This is a genomic window from Bacillus sp. AFS073361 (assembly GCF_002567005.1).
Taxonomy (GTDB): Bacteria; Bacillota; Bacilli; order Bacillales; family Cytobacillaceae; genus Neobacillus.
Genome location: NZ_NUZU01000032.1, coordinates 140,761 through 161,264 on the forward strand (window position 1 = coordinate 140,761; position 20,504 = coordinate 161,264).

General features: G+C 38.0%; 20 protein-coding genes. 2 read left to right on the forward strand and 18 right to left on the reverse strand.

The window, feature by feature from the left end:
* Positions 1–91: 91 nt before the first annotated feature.
* From bcd to COJ96_RS16540, 3 genes are all read right to left on the reverse strand, one after another.
* Positions 92–1,195, reverse strand: a complete 1,104-nt coding sequence (bcd, locus tag COJ96_RS16530) for a branched-chain amino acid dehydrogenase (RefSeq protein ID WP_098574908.1) — start codon at positions 1,193–1,195, stop codon at positions 92–94.
* A 29-nt stretch (positions 1,196–1,224) separates the two neighbouring features.
* Positions 1,225–2,130 (reverse strand): phosphate butyryltransferase, encoded by a 906-nt coding sequence (yqiS, locus tag COJ96_RS16535; RefSeq protein WP_098574909.1) that lies wholly within the window; start codon positions 2,128–2,130, stop codon positions 1,225–1,227.
* 129 nt (positions 2,131–2,259) lie between these two features.
* Positions 2,260–4,335 carry a sigma-54 interaction domain-containing protein gene (locus tag COJ96_RS16540; RefSeq protein WP_098574910.1) on the reverse strand — a complete coding sequence of 692 codons (2,076 nt, stop codon included), beginning with the start codon at positions 4,333–4,335 and terminating at the stop codon, positions 2,260–2,262.
* Positions 4,336–4,517: 182 nt separating this feature from the next.
* On the opposite strand from COJ96_RS16540, the gene COJ96_RS16545 reads away from it, so the two are divergent.
* Complete coding sequence (locus COJ96_RS16545) at positions 4,518–4,751, forward strand: DUF2627 domain-containing protein (protein ID WP_098574911.1); 234 nt, start codon at positions 4,518–4,520, stop codon at positions 4,749–4,751.
* Positions 4,752–4,947: 196 nt separating this feature from the next.
* Here COJ96_RS16545 and COJ96_RS16550 read toward each other — a convergent pair whose 3' ends face one another.
* Complete coding sequence (locus tag COJ96_RS16550) at positions 4,948–5,676, reverse strand: glycerophosphodiester phosphodiesterase (RefSeq protein ID WP_098574912.1); 729 nt, start codon at positions 5,674–5,676, stop codon at positions 4,948–4,950.
* Between the two features lie 37 nt (positions 5,677–5,713).
* Here COJ96_RS16550 and COJ96_RS16555 point away from each other — a divergent pair, with 37 nt between their 5' ends.
* A complete protein-coding gene (locus tag COJ96_RS16555; protein WP_098574913.1) occupies positions 5,714–5,851 on the forward strand; it encodes a YycC family protein in 138 nt (45 codons plus the stop codon).
* An 83-nt stretch (positions 5,852–5,934) separates the two neighbouring features.
* Here COJ96_RS16555 and spo0A read toward each other — a convergent pair whose 3' ends face one another.
* From spo0A to accB, 14 genes are all read right to left on the reverse strand, one after another.
* The gene (gene spo0A / locus COJ96_RS16560) at positions 5,935–6,726 is read right to left on the reverse strand and encodes a sporulation transcription factor Spo0A (protein WP_098574914.1); all 792 of its coding nucleotides are present in this window, start codon (positions 6,724–6,726) and stop codon (positions 5,935–5,937) included.
* Between the two features lie 380 nt (positions 6,727–7,106).
* Positions 7,107–8,396 carry a SpoIVB peptidase gene (spoIVB, locus tag COJ96_RS16565; RefSeq protein ID WP_098574915.1) on the reverse strand — a complete coding sequence of 430 codons (1,290 nt, stop codon included), beginning with the start codon at positions 8,394–8,396 and terminating at the stop codon, positions 7,107–7,109.
* 180 nt (positions 8,397–8,576) lie between these two features.
* Positions 8,577–10,295, reverse strand: coding sequence for a DNA repair protein RecN (recN, locus tag COJ96_RS16570; protein ID WP_098574916.1), 1,719 nt, complete (start codon positions 10,293–10,295; stop codon positions 8,577–8,579).
* A 15-nt stretch (positions 10,296–10,310) separates the two neighbouring features.
* Entirely contained in the window at positions 10,311–10,760 is a 450-nt protein-coding gene (gene ahrC, locus COJ96_RS16575; protein WP_098574917.1) for a transcriptional regulator AhrC/ArgR, read from the reverse strand.
* Positions 10,761–10,921: 161 nt separating this feature from the next.
* The gene (locus tag COJ96_RS16580; protein WP_098574918.1) at positions 10,922–11,761 is read right to left on the reverse strand and encodes a TlyA family RNA methyltransferase; all 840 of its coding nucleotides are present in this window, start codon (positions 11,759–11,761) and stop codon (positions 10,922–10,924) included.
* 3 nt (positions 11,762–11,764) lie between these two features.
* Positions 11,765–13,660 carry a 1-deoxy-D-xylulose-5-phosphate synthase gene (dxs, locus tag COJ96_RS16585; RefSeq protein WP_098574919.1) on the reverse strand — a complete coding sequence of 632 codons (1,896 nt, stop codon included), beginning with the start codon at positions 13,658–13,660 and terminating at the stop codon, positions 11,765–11,767.
* Between the two features lie 188 nt (positions 13,661–13,848).
* Positions 13,849–14,742: a polyprenyl synthetase family protein gene (locus COJ96_RS16590; protein ID WP_098574920.1), complete on the reverse strand. Its 894-nt coding sequence runs from the start codon at positions 14,740–14,742 to the stop codon at positions 13,849–13,851.
* Positions 14,743–14,745: 3 nt separating this feature from the next.
* Positions 14,746–14,979, reverse strand: a complete 234-nt coding sequence (locus COJ96_RS16595) for an exodeoxyribonuclease VII small subunit (protein WP_098574921.1) — start codon at positions 14,977–14,979, stop codon at positions 14,746–14,748.
* On the reverse strand, positions 14,969–16,327 hold the full coding sequence (xseA, locus tag COJ96_RS16600; RefSeq protein ID WP_098574922.1) for an exodeoxyribonuclease VII large subunit: 1,359 nt from the start codon (positions 16,325–16,327) through the stop codon (positions 14,969–14,971). Before xseA ends, COJ96_RS16595 begins: the two co-directional genes overlap by 11 nt.
* A 92-nt stretch (positions 16,328–16,419) precedes the next feature.
* Positions 16,420–17,277 carry a bifunctional methylenetetrahydrofolate dehydrogenase/methenyltetrahydrofolate cyclohydrolase FolD gene (gene folD / locus COJ96_RS16605; RefSeq protein WP_098574923.1) on the reverse strand — a complete coding sequence of 286 codons (858 nt, stop codon included), beginning with the start codon at positions 17,275–17,277 and terminating at the stop codon, positions 16,420–16,422.
* Between the two features lie 33 nt (positions 17,278–17,310).
* Positions 17,311–17,709: a transcription antitermination factor NusB gene (nusB, locus tag COJ96_RS16610; RefSeq protein ID WP_098574924.1), complete on the reverse strand. Its 399-nt coding sequence runs from the start codon at positions 17,707–17,709 to the stop codon at positions 17,311–17,313.
* Between the two features lie 223 nt (positions 17,710–17,932).
* Complete coding sequence (locus COJ96_RS16615) at positions 17,933–18,343, reverse strand: Asp23/Gls24 family envelope stress response protein (protein ID WP_098574925.1); 411 nt, start codon at positions 18,341–18,343, stop codon at positions 17,933–17,935.
* Positions 18,344–18,361: 18 nt separating this feature from the next.
* The gene (gene accC, locus COJ96_RS16620) at positions 18,362–19,717 is read right to left on the reverse strand and encodes an acetyl-CoA carboxylase biotin carboxylase subunit (RefSeq protein WP_098574926.1); all 1,356 of its coding nucleotides are present in this window, start codon (positions 19,715–19,717) and stop codon (positions 18,362–18,364) included.
* Between the two features lie 18 nt (positions 19,718–19,735).
* A complete protein-coding gene (gene accB, locus COJ96_RS16625) occupies positions 19,736–20,248 on the reverse strand; it encodes an acetyl-CoA carboxylase biotin carboxyl carrier protein (protein ID WP_098574927.1) in 513 nt (170 codons plus the stop codon).
* Between the last annotated feature and the right edge of the window lie 256 nt (positions 20,249–20,504).

Consider the following 20,504-nt stretch of genomic DNA (forward strand, 5'->3'; position numbering starts at 1 on the left):
TTTTATTTTTCAACCTAATTGCCCCATGAAAGGCAAAGACGCTGAATTCCCATTCAGCGCTTTCCAAATACTATTTTTTGTCAAAGGTTGATTATCTTGATATTCTATGACTTAAAATATGATGACCGTTTTGGAGAAATTGGCTTCTTGAATTACGAATTCTTGCAATTCTTTCTTCTGCCATCCTGTCTGCCGCTACGTATGTTGGAATGCCGTCACGTTTAGAAATTTCAATTACTTTTTCAATGGTAGAATAAAGCTGTTCAACCTTTTTCATTGCGCGCTCTTGGTTATAACCATACAATTCATCTGCCACATTGATTACGCCTCCAGCATTAATTACATAATCCGGGGCGTAAACGATACCCATTTCATGAATAATATCACCGTGACGGGTATCCTTTAATTGATTGTTCGCTGAACCAGCAATCACTCTTGCTTTTAACTGTGGAATGGTTTCGTCATTAATCGTTGCTCCGAGTGCGCATGGGGCATATATATCACATTCCACACCATAAATTTCATCAGGATCAACAGCTAGAGCACCAAATGCTTCAACCGCACGGTTAACTGCCTCTTTATTAATGTCAGTTACAATCAGCTGTGCCCCTTCTTCATGTAAATATTCGCAAAGTGTATAAGCAACATTTCCAACACCTTGAACAGCCACTACTTTTCCTTCAAGAGAATCCGATCCAAATGCCTCTTTCGCAGCTGCTTTCATACCGCGGTATACACCAAATGCTGTTACTGGGGATGGATTACCAGATGAACCAAACGCTGGAGAAATTCCAGTTACAAAATCTGTCTCTTCATGAATTAAATCCATATCAGCCACTGTTGTACCGACATCTTCTGCAGTAATATATCTGCCGTTTAATCCTTGAATGTAACGGCCAAATGCACGGAACATTTCTTCATTTTTATCTTTTCTTGGATCGCCGATGATAACAGTTTTACCACCGCCAAGATTTAGCCCAGCCGCTGCATTCTTATAAGTCATTCCTTTAGCAAGTCTGAGAGCATCTTCAATGGCAGCCTCTTCAGATGCATACGTCCACATCCGTGTTCCACCTAAAGCCGGCCCTAGGGTTGTATCATGAATAGCAATAATTGCTTTTAATCCTGATTGTTTATCCTGACAGAATACCACTTGCTCATAATCGTATTGTTCTAGGTATTTGAAAATTTCCATGTAAAATTCCTCCTCAAATGATTGACTATCTATTTTGATGTAGCACAGCATACCGCTAGTGCAATTGAATAAAGCTTACTTTCAGCAGAATCTGATCTGGATGTTAACACAATTGGTACTTTTGCTCCGGCAATAACGGCGCCCACTTTTGCATTTGCAAAATAAATTAATGATTTATATAATACATTGCCAACTTCAATGGTTGGTACTAATAAAATATCTGCATTTCCAGCTACATCACTATGAATCCCTTTATGTTCTGCAGCTAGCATTGACACAGCATTATCTAATCCTAATGGACCATCCACAATACAGTCCAAAATCTGTCCTCGTCTATTCATTACCGTTAATGCAGCAGCATCTAATGTAGCTTGCATAGCCGGATTTACTACCTCCACCGCAGCTAGAGGTGCCACTTTCGGTATTTCTATACCAATTGACCTTGCAACGGAAACTGCATTTTTAATAATTTGTGCTTTCATTTCTAAATCTGGGGCAATATTCATTGCAGCATCTGTAATGATTGTAAAACGATTGAAACCAGGAACTTCAAATGCAGCAATATGTGATAAAACATTTCCTGTCCTCAGTCCATGCTCTTTATTCAGGACTGCCTTTAAAAAAATATTTGTGGGAATATTCCCTTTCATCAGGACATTTGCTTCTTTATTAAAAACTGCCTTTACAGCTAATTCTGCCGCTGCAGCAATTGAATCAGCATTGACAACTATTAAATTAAGATCGCTAATGTTTGGGTGTTTTTCTTTTATAATGGATTTGATTTTTTCTTCGTTACCGAAAAGAATAAATTTTGCAAGATTTTGTTCTAAAGCAGCGATAACTGCTTCAATGACTTCTATATCTTCTGCCGCAGCAACTGCAACGGTGTTTATACGTTCTTGGGCTGCTTTGTCAATTAGTGAATCAAGCAACAAGTTGTCATCAACCCTTTCTCCTTTACTGCAACTCCCATTCTATAATATGCAATTTCCATGCCAAATCACAGTTTATGAAAACGCTTTACTATTCACATTAAAGCGTGCATTTTTTTTCAAACATGAAATTTATTGCATGCTATTTTTTTCAATCTTGTATTTTTCAATCTTATAATATAAATTCCTTACAGACAATCCAAGCGTTTTTGCTGTTAATGTTTTATTCTCATTTAAACGAAGAAGTGTCTGCTTAATAATTTTAGCCTCAAATTCTTCCATCATATCTGATAATGTACGATCCATAACTACGGAATCAGTATGATTGCTTACAGATGATTCCGTTAGGTTTTGTTGATTTTTTAATTCCGGTAAGTGCTGCACATCTATAAACTGATCATTAAATTTCATAAAAATGATTGCTCTTCCAAGAATATTTTCTAATTCTCGTACGTTTCCCGGCCAGTCATATTCCATTAATTGCTTCAATGCAGACGGGGTAATTCCTTCTACATTCCTTCCATAGTCCTGACTTATTTTTTGAATTAGCCGCTCATTTAAAAGAGGGATTTCTTCAATACGTTTTCTTAATGGCGGAATATGAATTGGCATACGATTTAATCGATAATATAAGTCTTCCCGAAAGGAGCCTTTAGCAATACCTTTTTCTAAATTGACATTAGTTGCCGCAATAATCCTAACATTAATGGAAATAGGCTTTGTTCCGCCTACTCGGATGATTTCTTTTTCTTGCAGAACCCTGAGCAGCTTTGCCTGCGTATTCACTGGAAGCTCACCGATTTCATCAAGAAAAATACTCCCATTATTTGCTTCTTCAAAAAAGCCTCTTTTTCCGCCTCTCACTGCACCCGAAAAAGCACCCTCTTCATAGCCAAATAGTTCACTTTCCAACAAGGTTTCCGAAATGGCAGCACAATTGACCCTGATAAATTTGTTATATTTTCGGTCACTGGCATTATGTATGGCATGAGCAAACAGTTCCTTCCCTGTACCCGATTCACCTCGCAGGAGGACGGTTGCAGGGGTTTTTGCTCCTAATTTTGCTTGTTCTATCGCCAGCATCATTTCATCGGATTGGCCAATGATATCCTCAAAGGTGTATTTCGCTTCAAGTTTGCGAATGAGTTGGCGTGCACGATTTAATTCCCTGCTTAAAGATTTCATCTCAGACATATCGTGGATAACACCAACACTGCCTTTTAACTTTCCTTTTACAATAATTGGAGCAACATTCACAATAACTTCTCGTTTACTGGGTCCCACTCTCATTGGTACCCCGCGAACAGCTCTTCTCGTTTGCAGTACTTTCATGTGCATACTTTCGCCCTCAGAAATATCGGCTGTGGCAGGTTTGCCTATTACTTGTTCCTGTGTAAGACCTGTAATCCGTGAGTAAGCAGGATTAATAAGAATTCCCCTGCCATTTTCATCCACAACAGAAATGGCATCATCACTAGAATGAATAATGGCCTGAAGCATCGTTTGAATTTCCCGTAAATCTGTAAGTTCCTCTGCAAGATTAACCACTTCAGTGATATCTTTGAAGACAGCAAACGCTCCTATCAAGGTGCCATTTTCCTCGATAATAGGAATCCTCGTAGTAATAATTTTTCGATCATTTTCTAAAACCAGTTCTTGGTTTGCTTCTGTTCTTCTTGACTCAAGGATGAAAGGGAGCCTGCTTGTAGGAATAACTTCGACTACATATTTGCCAATTGCCTGTTCCTTTGTGACACCGATAATTTCTTGTGCGCGGGTATTAAATAAAATGACCTTACCATATTTATCAATAACAACCATTCCGTCATTAGTTGCATTAAAAATAAGTTCTTGCTGGTAGGATTCATTTTTGTGCTTTTCAATGAGATCTTCTTTTTCTTCCATAATCTTTGCAACTAGAAAGGCAACACTTCCTGGAATCAAAACGGTCTGTTTACTTTTTGTATTTCTTAGCTCTTGGAATACTACCTCATTTCCAGTAACTTCGATAATAATATCAATCTGGTCAGTTAAATAAGGCTGCCAGTCTGTCCCAGTATTTATCCCCTCTTTGCGGGCTAACAACATGCCAGGTGCATTTAAATTCCGATCAACGACAACACTTACCTTTAAAACCTCAGATTCTTTTAGGATTTTTAAGATTGCCGTACCACCTTTTCCTGCACCAACAATCATTACGTTTTGCATTTAAATACCTCTCATAAGAAATTTTTTTCATAATATTTAGGAAATCCATGCAACTTTTTTCATATTCATTTTAACTTCAATCACAATTATTGACAAATTATTTCTATGTAATAATATTTTCTTGAGATATAATCAAACTACGGCTTTCACTTTGCAAAATTTAATATTGGAAGGATTTATTTATGAAGCGAATTATTGCCCTCTTGATTGTATTAATTCCAGGTATCCTAGCTGCTATTGGCATTAAATTAATGCGTGATATGTTATTCGGAATAGTACAAGCACCATTTCCTAATTTATTACTTCAATTTCTAACTGGATTAATCTTTTTTATCGGAGGACTAGGCTTCGTCGCAGGATTTATTTTCCACCGCGATCGAAAAAGAAGCAAAGTTCAAAAGAGATTTAAAAAATAGGCTGTGTTAAAGGTTAATGCTGATTTGTTGATTGGGAGTGGAAGGAGCGAAGACTCCTGCGGGAGTACGGGGCAGGGGAGACCCCACAGGCGCTGAAAGCGCCGAGGAGGCTCCACGCAACGCCCGCGGAAAGCGAAGCTCCTGGAACGGAAATCAACAAACAAGTACAACACAGCAAAAAAATAAAGAGAGGCCCCTACGGTCTCTTTTCAAATTGCTTTCGTATTGTTAACGCCTTAACCGGGTCATCAGTAATAAGTGCCGTACAATTAATATTAAACAGACGCTGCATATCTACTTCTTTATTTACTGTATAAGGTCGTACAGCAATCCCATTTTCAATGGTTTTAATGATAATTTCATCAGATATCGCAGAATGTTTGGGATGAATCCCTTTTGCTCGAATCGCTTTGGCATAGACCCATGGCATGTAGATTCCCTCAAGAAATAGAGGAGCTGTTTCTATTTCCGGTGCGATACTGTAGGTATAGACAATACTATAATGATTAAAAGAGGAAATAATAATTCTATCCACTAACTTATATTTGTAAATAAGCTGAATGACTTTTTCTTCCAACCCTCTATAGGGAATAAGTCCATTTTTGAGTTCAATATTACATAATAATTTATTTGTAGATAGCCACTCCAACACTTCCGTTAATGCTGGAATTGGTTCCATTTTGCTGTTTTTATTATTCGCATTCAACTTTCTTAAATCTTTATATAAAAAATCTTTGACAAACCCTTTACCATTCGTAGTTCGATCAACTTTTTCATCATGAATGACAACTATTTCGCCGTCCTTAGTTAATTGTACATCCAATTCTAATCCGTCAGCTCCGGCTTTTTCTGCTTCTATAAAGGCTGTTAGTGTATTTTCGGCAAAAGAAGCGGAATAACCACGGTGCGCAAAAATTTGAGTCATCTTTTCACTTCCCAACTTCAATATAGGAGGATTACTAATGAAACCCTTACAGTTATCACCTGAAACGACCATAAAGCTTTCCCAAAAGTTAAATGTTCCGATAGAACAGCTTATGCATATGCCTCAACATATTCTTATTCAAAAACTAATGGAACTAGAGAATGAAAAGAAATAATTCTCTAAAAAGCTTGATTCAACTTTAAAGAATGAGAAAAGCCTTCATTTTTGTGATGAAGGCTTTTCTCATTGTTATTCTGTTCAAGACGCCTTATGTTCTAGACGAAGCTTGTCAGCAACCATTGCAATGAACTCGGAATTGGTTGGCTTTGCTTTAGACATACTGACCGTATAACCGAACAGCGAGGAAATAGAATCAATATTTCCACGGCTCCAAGCTACTTCTATCGCATGACGGATGGCTCGTTCCACACGGCTTGCAGTCGTATTGTATTTTTTGGCGATATCTGGATATAACACTTTCGTAATGGAACCTAAAAGTTCGATATCATTATAAACCATGGAGATGGCTTCTCGTAAATATAAGTACCCTTTAATATGGGCTGGGACACCAATTTCATGAATAATACTTGTAATACTGGCATCTAAGTTTTTAGGTTTTTGTTCAGTTTGAGTACGGTAGGTGGAGGATGTAGATTTTCGGGTAAAAGAGTTAGTATTTCCACTAACTTGTCTAATATGGCTGCCTAGATTCTCCATATCAAATGGTTTCAAAATAAAGTAGGATGCACCAAGTTCAACCGCTTTTTTCGTAACATCTTCCTGTCCAAATGCGGTTAACATGATTACATTCGGCAAAACTCCTTTTTTAATTTCACGGAGGCGCTCTAATACTGCTAAGCCATCTAGGTGGGGCATGATTATATCTAAAACTAGAACATCAGGATCCGTTTGCGATAACATTTCTAAACATTCCTGACCATTGTGGGCAATCCCTGCAACTTCCATATCATCCTGGGACGAAATAAAGTCCTCTAATAATCCTACTAGTTCCCTATTGTCATCAACGACACATACTTTGATTTTCTTCACTTCCAGTTCCTCCTCAGGGTTCAAATCATAACCTCTATTTCAACTTACATTCCTAATCAGTTGTATTCTCCTAATTATATTCTAAATTAGAAATTCGACAATGCAACAAAAATTCCTCTCATTTTTTTAATATTTCTTAAAATAGTGATAAAATCTTATCTTTTCTTTGTTTTTCTCACCTTTTCGACGTAAAACGCGTTTTTTCCAATGTTTGGGTTATTTTTGTCGAAAAACTTTTATGTAATAGCTGTGTTAAACTTGGCTGTTGATTTCCGTTCCAGGCACTTCAATCAACAAAGTGTCAAAATTCAACATTAACCTGGAACACAGTCAATGTAAAAAAAGCAAAATAGGGATTTTTCCTATTTTGCTCCCAATTGTTAACTTGCTTTATTTTTTGGCATTTCATATATGTTAATTCCAGCTTCATCTAACATCCATTCGATGTGTACTCCGTATCCGGAGGTTGGATCATTAACAAAAACATGTGTAACAGCGCCAATTAGTTTTCCATCTTGAATAATTGGGCTACCGCTCATCCCTTGAACAATTCCTCCTGTTTTTTTAAGGAGTTTAGGATCGGTTACTTTGATTACCATGCCTTTGGTTGCTGGAAACTTTTGCGGAATTGTGCTTACGATTTCAATATCAAATTCTTCTACTCGGTCATTATTTACAACCGTTAAAATTTTAGCAGGTCCTTCTTTTACCTGATGCGATAAGGCAATCGGCAGTGGTTTATCCATAACACCATTTTTTAAATCTTTGACCATCTCTCCAAAAATTCCAAATGGACTATTTTTTTGGATATTCCCAACTATCTCACGGTCCGACGAAAAGCGTGCAAGCTTTTCACCCGGGTCTCCGTTACTCCCTTTTTCAATAGAAGTAACCGTGGAACGGACAATTTGGCCGTCCTCTACAACGATCGGTTGTTTTGTATCCATATCAGATATTACATGCCCTAGGGCACCATATTTTTTTGATTGTGGGTGAATAAATGTCATTGTTCCAATTCCTGCTGCAGAATCCCTAATATACAAACCAAGCTTATAATTGTTTTCCCCTTTTTCTTTTAATGGGGTAAGTTTTGTAGTAAATTTTCCACTTTCTCGACTAATAACCATATTGAGCGCTTTACCTTCTTGTCCAGCAGTTTGCACATATGGTGCCACATCCGTCATTTTTTCTATTTTATTACCATTTATTTCTGTAATGATATCCCCAATTTTTATCCCTGCAATTTCACCTGGAGACTTTTTTCCCGATATGGTATTGATTAAATGGTGGCCCACTACCAATACACCTACGGTATTTAACTTCACTCCAATCGACTGTCCGCCTGGTATAACCCTAAAATCTTTTAATACACGTACATCTACCTTCTTGATCGGTATCCCCGCATATTCTAACAGCATTTCATTTTTACCATTTTTAGATGCCGCCATTGAAACCGTGTGTTTTCCTTCATCCAAAGTGATATTTGAATTTTGAGAAACCAAAGAGGCTGATACCGGTACAGCCTTTTGAAAAGTATAGTCTTGTCCTTCGAAAACCGTAATAGTCTTGGGTATCGCGAGATATTGCTGTATAGGCTGAAAAAAAATAAGGCTAATTAATGAAACAAGGAGAATTCCACCAATAATCTTTCTAATTAGTTCTAACTTCAAATTTTTTCACTCTCCTCGCTTCTTTTCATTAAACTTAAATGGCTACATCTTTAATTTTGCCTCCTTGACAATCATTTATAACTTGGTTCAACATAAAAAAGCTACCCGAAATGGATAGCATTACAATTTTTATTAAAAATATAGTAAATATAGCTTTTCTGAATGGAAAAATGTCTAAAACTAACGATGAAGTCGGGTCAGTGCTCCACTGCCGCTTTTCTTACTCTCTGCAGCTAAATATAATAATTCTTCAGCATGTTTTTTAGTGAGGTCGGTTATTTCGGATCCAGAAATCATCCGGCCGATTTCATTAATTTTATCTTCAAGCTGCAATGGAGTAACAGAAGTCTTTGTTCTTCCGCCTTTAATAAGTTTGGAAATAAACAAGTGTATATCGGCCATCGCAGCAACCTGTGGCAAATGCGAAATACATAAAACCTGGGAAAGGCTTGCCACCTTATAGATCTTCTCAGCAATAGACTGAGCAACCCTGCCGCTCACCCCTGTATCTACTTCATCAAAAATAATTGAAGTCACGCCTTGATGCTGAGAGAAAATACTTTTTAATGCCAGCATAATTCGTGATAATTCCCCTCCTGAAGCAACTTTTGATAAAGGCTTTAGTGGCTCACCAGGATTAGTTGATATGTAAAATTCGACATGGTCCACCCCATTTTTGGTAAACTGCATTGGGTTAGACTCAAAGCGAATTTCAAAAACGGTTTTCGCCATATACAACTCTTTTAGCTCTTTATGTATTAACTTTGTAAGTTTGTCAGCCCATTTTAGACGAATTTCCGTTAATTGTTTTGCTTCTAGCATTAAGTCTTTTTTTATCGAGGCTAATTCTTTTTCTAATTCGCTTATATGCGTTTCTTTATTTTGTAATGTTTCAATTTCTTCTTCAATATTTCTAGCGTATTCTAATATTTCATCAATGGTTTTACCGTATTTCCGTTTTAGGCGATTAATTTCATTTAGGCGATCTTCAATTTCGTGCAACCGCTGCGGATCAAACTCTAATGCATCTAATTCAGTTCTTAAGGACCGTGCAGCATCCTCCAATTGGTAGTAGCTGTTTGAAACCGCTTCATACATGTCCTTATATGCGCTATCAATGGCAGCAGCATCCTCGAGATGCCCCATTACCATACTAATCCAATCAAGCCCCTTTTGTTCCCCTTGTAAGGCGTTATGACTCGATTGAAGAGCTTCGAACACTCGTTCAAAATTATTCAGTTTTCTTTTTTCTTCAAAAAGTTCTTCATCTTCATTTATCTTTAAATTTGCATTTTGGATCTCATCCAATTGAAACGAAATAAGATCGAGCCGATGGGCAGTCTGTTGGTCATTTTCACTTAATGCTTTTAACCTTAGCAATGTTTGCTCATAACGCCGAAAAACCTGCTGATATTCCCCTTGAGAAGGATAAATATCATCCGCACCAAATTGATCTAACAAGGTTAAGTGTCTCGACTCATCCATTAATTCCTGATGCTCATGCTGACCATGAATGTCAACAAGTGTTGACCCAATTTCCCTAAGAGTAGCAATCGTCACTAACTTCCCATTCACCCGGCAAATACTTTTACCCGACTGGGAAATATCTCGTCGTAATATAACCATTCCTTCATCAATATCGATGCCAAATTCAAGAGCTTTAGCAATAACAGGATGCTTACTATCATCCAGCTGGAAAAGTCCTTCAATTTCGGCACGCTCCTCGCCATGCCGAACAAACTCTGCAGACCCTCTGCCGCCAACTAATAAATGAATAGCATCAATAATGATTGATTTTCCTGCTCCAGTCTCTCCCGTTAAAACCGTTAATCCCTTTGAAAAAGTTACAGACAAGGTTTCGATAATAGCGAAATTTTTAATAGATAATTCTGCTAACAAGGAACATTCCCCCAATTAAAGCATATCTAGGAACCGATTAGTGATTACTTCAGTATCCTCTGGAGTTCGGCAAATAATTAACATCGTATCATCACCGCAGATGGTTCCTAATATTTCTTCCCAATCCAGATTATCAATTAATGCGCCTATGGCCATTGCATTACCTGGCAAGCACTTCATGACAAGCAAGTGACCTGCTGCATCGATTCGCACGAACGCATCAATTAATGATCTTTTTAATTTTTGTAATGGATTAAATCTTTGGTCGGCAGGCAGGCTGTATTTATACCTTCCGTCGCTTAAGGGAACTTTAACAAGATGTAACTCCTTAATATCCCTTGAAACCGTCGCTTGGGTTATATTGTAGCCCGCATTCTTCAGTTCATCCACTAAATCATCTTGTGTCTCTATGTCATTACTTGCAATAATTTCTCTTATTTTAATATGACGTTGGCCTTTATTCATTATCTCACCCCATAATCATTAAAAAAGTTTATCTATGTATTATGTACTAAAACGTGCTTCTACCCATATGTTAGCCGATTTTAATAAACTTGTACATTTTTTCTTTAAAAAATGGCTGCGGATTAAGGGCCTTGAATACGAAGAGAAGGATAAGCCTCTGCCTATCCTTCTGAATTTTGTTTTGTTTTAAATTCCAAATGGGAGTCCTTTACAATTTCAACAGGTGTGACAGGTAATTGATTGTAGCCCGTTTCCCGTTCGCCTTCCCATTTTAAATGAAGCAAGTATTCAATATTCCCATCACCACCTGTAATTGGTGAAAAGGATAAGTTTTTAATCGTGTACCCTTGTTGGACCGCAAAATTTATGATTTTATCAATTACTTGAAGATGCACTTTCTCGTCTCGGACAATTCCCTTTTTCCCAACCTGTTCACGGCCTGCTTCAAATTGTGGTTTAACCAGAGCCACTACATCACTTCCAGTAACTAAAAGTGTTTTTAAAACTGGCAAGATTAAAGTTAACGAGATAAAGGAAACATCTATTGTGGCGAAATTCGGCATTTCTCCAATTAAATCAGCAGGTGTGACATAGCGGAAATTGGTCCTTTCCATCACTACAACTCGTTCATCCTGTCTAAGTTTCCAGGCGAGTTGATTATAACCTACATCCAAGGCATAGGACATCTTTGCTCCATTTTGAAGTGCACAATCTGTAAAGCCTCCTGTAGACGATCCAATGTCTAAGAGTACTTTATCTGCAACACTGACATCAAAAACTTTTAAAGCCTTCTCAAGCTTTAATCCCCCGCGGCTGACATATGGAAGCACTTTTCCTTTTATAGAAAGCGGGATATCAATTTTCACTTTCTCTCCAGGTTTATCCAAACGCTCTTCATTAGAATAAACAAGCCCTGCCATAATTGACCGCTTTGCCTTTTCCCTTGTTTCGATTAATCCTCTTTCTACTAGTAATACATCTAACCGTTCTTTATTTTTCATTTTTTAAGCCCTTTGTTGTTTTTTTCTAGCTAGAATGGAAACTCTTTTGACTACCTCTTCGGTTGTTAAACCAATCTCTTCAAGAAGGGAGTTAACATCCCCATGTTCGATAAATTTGTCTGGTATTCCGATTCTGTCAATGTGTGAATGATAAAAGCCATGGTTTTGCGAAAACTCAAGAATTGCACTCCCGAAACCGCCTTGTAATGCAGACTCCTCAATGGTGAGAATCGGCATATGTTTTGAAAGGAGATTAGTTAGCATTTTTTCATCCAATGGTTTAATAAAACGGGCATTGACAACCTTGACAGATATCCCCTTCTTATTAAGGATCTCAGCAGCTTTTAACGCCATCGGTATGGTAGTTCCAAAGGTTAAGATTGCTGCATCATCACCATCTTTAAGAACTTCCCATGTACCAATTGGAATTTTATGATATTCCTGATCCATTGGAACCCCAAGTCCATTTCCACGCGGGAATCGCATCGCAATCGGTCCGTCATCATAATTCAGTGCGGTGTATACCATATGCTGGCCTTCATTTTCATCCTTTGGCATCATTAATACCATATTGGGAATATGCCTTAAAAAAGCTATATCAAACACACCTTGATGGGTTTCTCCGTCTGCGCCAACCAAACCGGCACGGTCAATTCCCATAAAGACATTTAAATTTTGCCTGCAAATATCGTGAACAACTTGGTCATAGGCTCGTTGTAAAAAGGTTGAATAAATAGCAAGAAAAGGTTTCATATTTTGTGTAGCTAAACCAGCTGCAACTGTCGCAGCATGCTGCTCAGCAATCCCGACATCATACATACGCTCAGGGAACTCACTTGCAAAGCCTTCAAGTTTGGAACCAACAGGCATCGCTGGTGTAATCGCAACAATTCGGTGATCAGTGCGAGCAAGCTTACGAACGGTTTCACTTACAAGACTGCTCCAGGCTGGCGGTGGTGTTTTTGCTGGCTTAACAAAAGCACCTGTGTCCATTTTATAAGGTCCAGTTCCATGCCATGTCCCTGTTTTGTCACTTTCCGCTGGCTGGTAACCTTTTCCCTTTTTAGTAATGACGTGCAGAAGGATTGGTCCTTCTGTCTTTTTGGCATAGCTGAAGTTTTCAAATAACGCTTCAAAATTATGACCATCAATTGGACCGAGATAGGTAAAACCTAGTTCCTCAAAAAACATTCCTGAAACAAATAAATATTTAAGGCTGTCTTTCACTCGCTCAGCAGTTGCGGCTAATTTCCCACCCACTGCAGGTACTTTTTTCAGTAGTACTTCCAATTCATCTTTAACCCATTGGTACTTTCCAGCTGTGCGTAATTGGCCAAGGATATTATGAACGGCACCAACATTAGGCGCGATTGACATCTCATTATCATTTAAGATAACAATCATGTCTTTCTTCTCGTGTCCGATATGATTTAAGGCCTCCAACGCCATTCCACCAGTTAACGCACCATCACCGATCACAGGAATAACAAAAGATTTTTCCTTTTTTAAATCTCTAGCTATAGCCATCCCCATCGCCGCTGAAAGAGATGTGGAACTATGACCAGTTTCCCATACATCATGCTCACTCTCAGTTCGTTTCGGGAATCCGCATAAGCCTTTATACTGCCGCAATGTATCAAACTCACAAGCCCTGCCAGTTAAAATTTTATGAACATAGGATTGATGTCCCACATCCCAAATAATCTTATCCGTAGGACTGTTAAAACATTTATGTAAAGCAATAGTTAATTCAACAACACCCAAATTTGGTCCAATATGGCCTCCAGTAACAGACAGCTTTTCAATCAAAAACTTTCGGACATCTTGACTTAAAGCCTCTAATTCGGTATTCGACATGCCTTTTAAAAAGGACGGGTCTTTTATTGATAATAGATCCATTTTTGGACCACTCACTTTCATACGTTTATGCATTCTCTGTTTAGTAGCTGTGTAAAAAGGACACATTCAGAAAATTTAACTCTGATTAAAAAATAGCCGCTAACACTTGAGTGATAACGGCATTGACAACGTTTTCTACAATGAAAATAATTATAACACACTTATTTCAATGCCTCAAATTCCGTATATTAATGGTCTCTTGAAGCAACTAAATCAGTTATTTCCAAAAGTAGGTTTGTATTCAATTCTGTCAGGCTTAAATACTTCTTTGACAGATTGATTTGTTTATGCAATGCTGCAGTTGCCCCTTCTAATGTTAACAACTGCGGATAAGTACTTTTATGATTATTAGTATCGCTGCCAACAGGCTTCCCAATTAATTGTTGGTTCCCAACTAAATCAAGAATATCATCCTGAATTTGAAAAGCGAGACCTAAGTGATGGGCAAATGATGAAAGGTTCTCTAATTGATCTTGTGTTGCATTTGCCATAATCGCACCTGCAAGAACACTAAACTTTAGCAATTTTCCTGTTTTATGTATGTGTATATACTCAAGTTCTTCTAAAGTTAAGGATTTCCCTTCACCCTCCATATCGGCCACTTGGCCGCCAACCATTCCTTCTGTGCCTGCAGCCTTTGCTAATTCAATCACTAATTTTAGTTTCGTTGCATCTGATGCAATCTCAGGGGGAATGTTCCCTATTACCTCAAAACTATAAGTTAATAATGCATCTCCAGCCAAAATAGCTATTGCATCACCAAAAACTTTATGATTTGTCGGCTTTCCTCTCCTTAGATCATCATTGTCCATGCTGGGCAAGTCATCATGTATGAGAGAATATGTATGGATCATCTCAATAGCCGAAGCAGCAAAAAGCCCTTTTTGCGGCTCAACTCCAAATGAGTCTAAAGTAGCGAATAGTAATAATGGGCGTATACGTTTGCCACCTGCTTCAAGGGAATAAATCATCGATTCCTTTATGATTGGGGGGGCATCAAGCTTATTAACTAGAGTCAGAAGCTCTGAATCAAGCAGAAGTTTATATTCTTGTGCAAATGCATCTAGTAACCCGGTTCCCAAGTCTTATACCTCCTCGTCAATAGTAAAACTCTCTGTTCGACCGTCCTCCGTAATAATCTGTGTTAATTGGTCTTCAACATTTTTCAATTTATCATGGCAAAGTTTGGACAACTCCATACCCTCTTTATAGAAGATAATCGCTTCTTCTAAAGGTACGTCACCTTCTTCAAGCTTATCCACTATTTGCTCTAGTTTAGTCATCGCTTCTTCAAAGGATAGTTTATTTTCAGTCTTCACGTTTTTCACTCTCCTTAATATTCTCGACTTTGCAAAATAGACTGCCATCCGTTAATTGAATCTGAACTTGCTCATTCATACTCACTTGATGAATACTTTTTATCAGTCTGTTCTCTTCCGAATATGCTAAACTATAGCCACGTTCCATAATTTTTAAAGGACTTAATGCCCCTAAGGTGGAAAGAATTCGTTCAAATTCAGTTTGTTTTTTTGAAAATACCTGGAGCATGGCACGTTTCATTTCTTTATTGGTATGATCTAATCGTTTATTTGCTTCGTGTAAAGATTGGCTCGGATGGTTCCTTTGTAAGCGATTATGAAGAGTTTCGTGTTGCCCTTTTTTAATTTGAGACAACCTAGACGCACCACGGACAAGCAGTTCAGTTAGTTTATCAACCTGCTCTAGTTTTTGTTCATATAGTCGATGTGGATAACGAAAGGCATAGGATTTCTGAACACGTGTTAACCGTTCTTTTTCTAACTGATATTTCCCTTTCATTGAACGAAGAAGGCGAGTCTGCCGCTGCAAGACTCTTTCCATTAACTCATCAATATGCGGAACTGCCAGTTCAGCTGCACCAGTTGGTGTAGGTGCACGTAAATCTGCGACAAAGTCGGCAATGGTAAAATCAGTTTCATGTCCAACGGCTGAAATGATAGGAATATCTGAAGAAAAAATTGTACGTGCAACGAGTTCTTCATTAAAGGCCCACAATTCCTCAATGGAACCTCCGCCTCGTCCAACTATTAGCACATCAATTCCGGTCATACTATTTGCTTGAGAGATAGCCTTGGCAATCGATGGTGCAGCATTTTCACCTTGTACAAGGGCAGGAAAGACAAGAATATTTGCAATAGGATATCGCCTTTTAATGGTAGTAATGACATCTCTAATGGCAGCCCCTGTGGGCGAAGTAATCACACCAATTGTTTTCGGATATAATGGTATCGTCTTTTTTGTTTCAAGCGCAAATAACCCTTCTAATTCAAGTTTTTGTTTAAGCTGTTCATAAGCTAAAAACAATTCCCCAATTCCATCTGGAAGCATTTCTTTGATATAGATCTGATATTGACCACTTGGTTCATATACCGAAATTTCACCTTTTACGATCACTTTCATGCCGTTTTCGGGTGTAAATTTCATAGTACGAGAGTTACTTGAAAACATAACGGCAAGAATTCGGGCCCTTTCATCCTTTAAGGTAAAATACATATGTCCGCTCGAATGCTGTTTAAAATTTGAAATTTCACCTCTTACATGCACATCTCGTAAATGCGGGTCTGCATCAAATTTTCTTTTTATGTACTTGGTTAGAGCATTCACAGTTAAATATCTTTGTTCCTGCATATGTAACTCCTTTTTTTACCCAATAATAAAGAACACTTCGATTAGCGAAAAACAGTCCTTATCTAAAATAACAGATAAGGACAATTTCCCCTCTAATTGCGGTCAAGACTCTCTGCAGCTGATTTTAGGGTATTATACATAAGCATCGTAATTGTCATCGGACCCACACCTTTAGGAACAGGTGTAATGTATCCGGCTTTTTCGGACACTTCAGCAAAATCAACATCACCACAAAGCTTTCCGGCTTCATTACGGTTAATACCTACATCAATGACGACAGCACCATCTTTTACATGCTCAGCTTTAATAAAGTTAGCTATACCAACAGCAGCAATCAGGATATCCGCCTGATTTGTATGAAACTTTAAATCTTTTGTTTTCGAATGACAGTATGTAACAGTTGCATGCTGATTAAGGAATAATTGTCCCACCGGCTTGCCTACAATATTACTTCTCCCAACCACAACAACATGCTTCCCAGCTATTGAAATACCTGTCTCTTCTAGGAGGACCATAATTCCGTAAGGAGTACATGGGAGGAAGGCATTCTGCCCTGTCATCATTCTGCCAATATTTATTGGGTGAAATCCATCAACATCTTTAAGAGGGGAAATCGATTCAATCACTTTTTTCTCATCAATATGTTTAGGAATAGGTAACTGAACTAAGATTCCATGAATATTAATATCATTATTTAACTCATCAATTTTAGACAGTAACTCCTCTTCAGAAATCTCCTCTGGCAATTCAATTAAAACAGAATTCATTCCTAGTTCTTTACAAGCTTTTTCTTTATTTGTTACATATGTCCGAGAAGCGTGGTTATTTCCAACAAGGATAACCGCAAGTCCTGGTGTTACCCCAAGTCTTTTTATCCTGCTAACTTCTTCAGCTATTTCGATTCTTTTCTTTTCTGCAATTTCTTTTCCATTAATAATTATAGCGGTCATTTTCTCTTCACCCTTCACTTAATTCTCAAATCATTAATTGTTTTGCAGCTTATTTTTTACTTTTGAAAGGACACCATTAATAAACTTACTTGATTGGTCATCACCATATATTTTTGCTATTTCGATGGCTTCGTCTAAAATAACATTTTCTGGGACCTCTGTTCTAAAGAATTTCATTTCATAGGCAGCTATTCTTAATAAATTTCGATCAACTGTCGCTAAGCGGTCCATCGACCATTTTTCTAGATTTTCACTGATTAAATTGTCAATTGCGGCTTTTTGTTCGATTACCCCTAGAACGAGACTAGTAAGATATTCGTCCCCCGCCTCCCCTTCCAGTACATGTTCAATTGCGGCTGAAGGCTCAGTATTACTTATATCAATTTGAAAAAGTGCCTGCAATGCCTTTTCCCTTGCTGTTCTTCTTTTCATTATACATTTAACTCCTTTAGAGAAATTAATTAAATTTTGTCTATTTTTCATACACATCAATGGTAATAAGTCATAGAATAGGTTTCACATTAACGATAATAGCATAACTAAAAATGATTCGCACTCTAACCTTGTTATTTTTCCATTATGTAAGCACTTTTATTTAAAACTATATTCCAAAAATAGAAAAACCAAAGGAATAAACTCCTTTGGTTTCCATAATTTAGACTTCCGTGTCAATAATCTCTGGTTCATTCTTTTGGTTTTCAAATTGTATGCCCACTACATGAATGTTAACTTCCTCAGCATCGAGAGCAGTCATATTCAGCAATGCTTGCCGAATATTATCCTGAACTTTACTTGCAACAGATGGAATGGATATTCCAAACTTCATCATGCAATAAACATCAACTTTTATTCCTGACTCGGTTAGTTCCACTTTAACGCCTTTTCCGTGGTTTTTTTTCCCTAACCGTTCAACCACACCTGTTGCGAAATTCCCACGCATCGCAGCAACACCTTCCACCTCAGATGCAGCAATACCTGCAATAACTTCGATTACTTCAGGAGCAATTTCAACTTTCCCATGTCCGTTATTGCCTTGTTCCATTTCCAAGACACTAAATTCACTCATTCATAGCACCTCCAATTTTTAATGAGACTTCATCACATCATGCAATTCCAAGAATTTTGTATTAAAGCTGCCTTCTACAAATTTTTCATGATCGAGCAGTTTTAAATGGAATGGAATGGTTGTATGGATACCTTCTACAACAAATTCACTTAAAGCACGTTTCATTCTTGAAATTGCCTCTTCCCTGCTTGCGCCATATGCAATGACTTTTGCAATCATGGAATCGTAATATGGCGGAATCGTATACCCTGGATATGCTGCTGAGTCAATTCGTACACCAAATCCACCTGGTGGAAGATACATGTTGATTTTTCCGGCTGATGGAAGAAAATTCTTTTCCGGGTTTTCGGCATTAATCCGACACTCGATTGCCCATCCAGTGAAAGTTACATCCTTCTGATTCAACTTTAGTTTCTCTCCAGAAGCCACTCGGATTTGTTCTTTAATGAGATCTATTCCGGTGACCATTTCCGTTACAGGATGCTCCACCTGAATTCGTGTGTTCATTTCCATAAAATAAAATTTCCGATTGCGGTAGTCATATATAAATTCTACCGTGCCGGCACCTGAATAATCAACTGCTTTCGCAGCTTTTACAGCCGCATTTCCCATCTCTTCTCTTATCTCTCCATCTAATGCTGGAGATGGGGTTTCTTCAAGAAGCTTTTGGAGTCTGCGTTGAATGGAACAGTCTCTTTCTCCTAAATGAATAGTGTTACCATAGGAATCAGCAAGGACTTGTATTTCAACATGACGAAAATCCTCAATATATTTCTCAATGTAGACACCAGGATTTCCAAAGGCTGTCATCGCTTCCTGCTGTGTGATACTAATGCCTTTTACTAATTCTTGTTCGTTCTTGGCAACACGAATTCCTTTGCCGCCTCCGCCAGCTGTGGCTTTAATAATTACTGGATATTGGATGTTTTTCACAAGTTCAAGCGCCTCATCGATGTCGTTAATAATCCCAGTTGACCCTGGGACAATTGGAACACCGGCTTCCCGCATGGTTTCCCTTGCAATATCCTTTGTACCCATTTTTGTAATCGCTTCAGGGCTTGGACCGACGAATGTAATATTGCATTCCCGGCAAAGCTCTGCGAAATCAGCATTTTCGGCTAAGAACCCATAACCTGGGTGGATAGCGTCACAAGCTGTTAACCTCGCTACACTAATAAGATTGGTTACATTTAAATAACTGTCTTTTGATGAAGTTGGTCCTATGCAGTAGGCCTCGTCTGCCAGCTGAACATGTAATGCTTCGCGGTCTGCTTCAGAGAATACAGCTACGGATTCAATACCCATTTCTCGACATGCACGAATAATTCTAACTGCAATTTCCCCTCTGTTTGCAATTAACAGTTTTTTTATCATCCTGTTATCGCTCCTAACTTATGGCTTTACTAAAAATAAAGGCTGGCCGTATTCTACTAATTGTCCATCTTTAACGAGGATTTCAACGATTTCTCCGTCAATCTCCGCTTCGATCTCATTGAATAATTTCATTGCTTCTACAATGCACACAATGGAATCTTTTGTGACGTTCGATCCCTGTTTAACATAAGCGTCAGCATCTGGTGTTGGTGAAGCATAGAAAGTTCCAACCATAGGTGAGACAATTTTGTGAAGATTTGTTGTATCGGCTTGCTTTACAGGTTCTTGCTTTTGATCTTCTTGGCTTACTTCCTGAACGGCAGCCGATGGTGTTGCGGTTTGAACGATTGGTGCTACTGAAGTTGGTACAGTTTCAATTACAGATGGAGCAGCACTAACTTGTGAAACATATGTAGCAGAAACATTTTTTTTCATTTTAATTTTTGAACCTTCGTTTTCATATACAAACTCATCAATACTCGATTGGTCCACCAATTTTATTAATTCGCGAATTTCTTGAACTTTTAACATTGAGTTACACCCCTCATACAACAAAATTATGACTAACTACTATAACTATACGATAATATCTAGTGAAAGTTCAATGATGTATATTTTCACCATAGAATATCCCACCCTCTGCCTTATCCCTCAATCTTAATATTTTTATGAACAAAAGGAAATTTTGGACAGTGGATGTCTCACAACATATTATTTTACCCTATATGAGGGTCCACAATCAAAAAAAAGGAAAGTCAGTGACTTTCCTTCAGACTGTCGACAAATC

Excerpts from the sequence above, each read along its gene's own strand:
- accB (WP_098574927.1), bottom strand. The coding sequence starts at position 20,248 with ATGTTAAAAGTTCAAGAAATTCGCGAATTAATAAAATTGGTGGACCAA.
- bcd (WP_098574908.1), bottom strand. The coding sequence starts at position 1,195 with ATGGAAATTTTCAAATACCTAGAACAATACGATTATGAGCAAGTGGTA.
- COJ96_RS16545 (WP_098574911.1), top strand. The coding sequence starts at position 4,518 with ATGAAGCGAATTATTGCCCTCTTGATTGTATTAATTCCAGGTATCCTA.
- ahrC (WP_098574917.1), bottom strand. The coding sequence starts at position 10,760 with ATGAATAAAGGCCAACGTCATATTAAAATAAGAGAAATTATTGCAAGT.
- COJ96_RS16580 (WP_098574918.1), bottom strand. The coding sequence starts at position 11,761 with ATGAAAAATAAAGAACGGTTAGATGTATTACTAGTAGAAAGAGGATTA.
- COJ96_RS16555 (WP_098574913.1), top strand. The coding sequence starts at position 5,714 with ATGAAACCCTTACAGTTATCACCTGAAACGACCATAAAGCTTTCCCAA.
- accC (WP_098574926.1), bottom strand. The coding sequence starts at position 19,717 with ATGATAAAAAAACTGTTAATTGCAAACAGAGGGGAAATTGCAGTTAGA.
- COJ96_RS16615 (WP_098574925.1), bottom strand. The coding sequence starts at position 18,343 with ATGAGTGAATTTAGTGTCTTGGAAATGGAACAAGGCAATAACGGACAT.
- folD (WP_098574923.1), bottom strand. The coding sequence starts at position 17,277 with ATGACCGCTATAATTATTAATGGAAAAGAAATTGCAGAAAAGAAAAGA.
- COJ96_RS16550 (WP_098574912.1), bottom strand. The coding sequence starts at position 5,676 with ATGACTCAAATTTTTGCGCACCGTGGTTATTCCGCTTCTTTTGCCGAA.
- COJ96_RS16540 (WP_098574910.1), bottom strand. The coding sequence starts at position 4,335 with ATGCAAAACGTAATGATTGTTGGTGCAGGAAAAGGTGGTACGGCAATC.
- xseA (WP_098574922.1), bottom strand. The coding sequence starts at position 16,327 with ATGCAGGAACAAAGATATTTAACTGTGAATGCTCTAACCAAGTACATA.
- nusB (WP_098574924.1), bottom strand. The coding sequence starts at position 17,709 with ATGAAAAGAAGAACAGCAAGGGAAAAGGCATTGCAGGCACTTTTTCAA.
- dxs (WP_098574919.1), bottom strand. The coding sequence starts at position 13,660 with ATGGATCTATTATCAATAAAAGACCCGTCCTTTTTAAAAGGCATGTCG.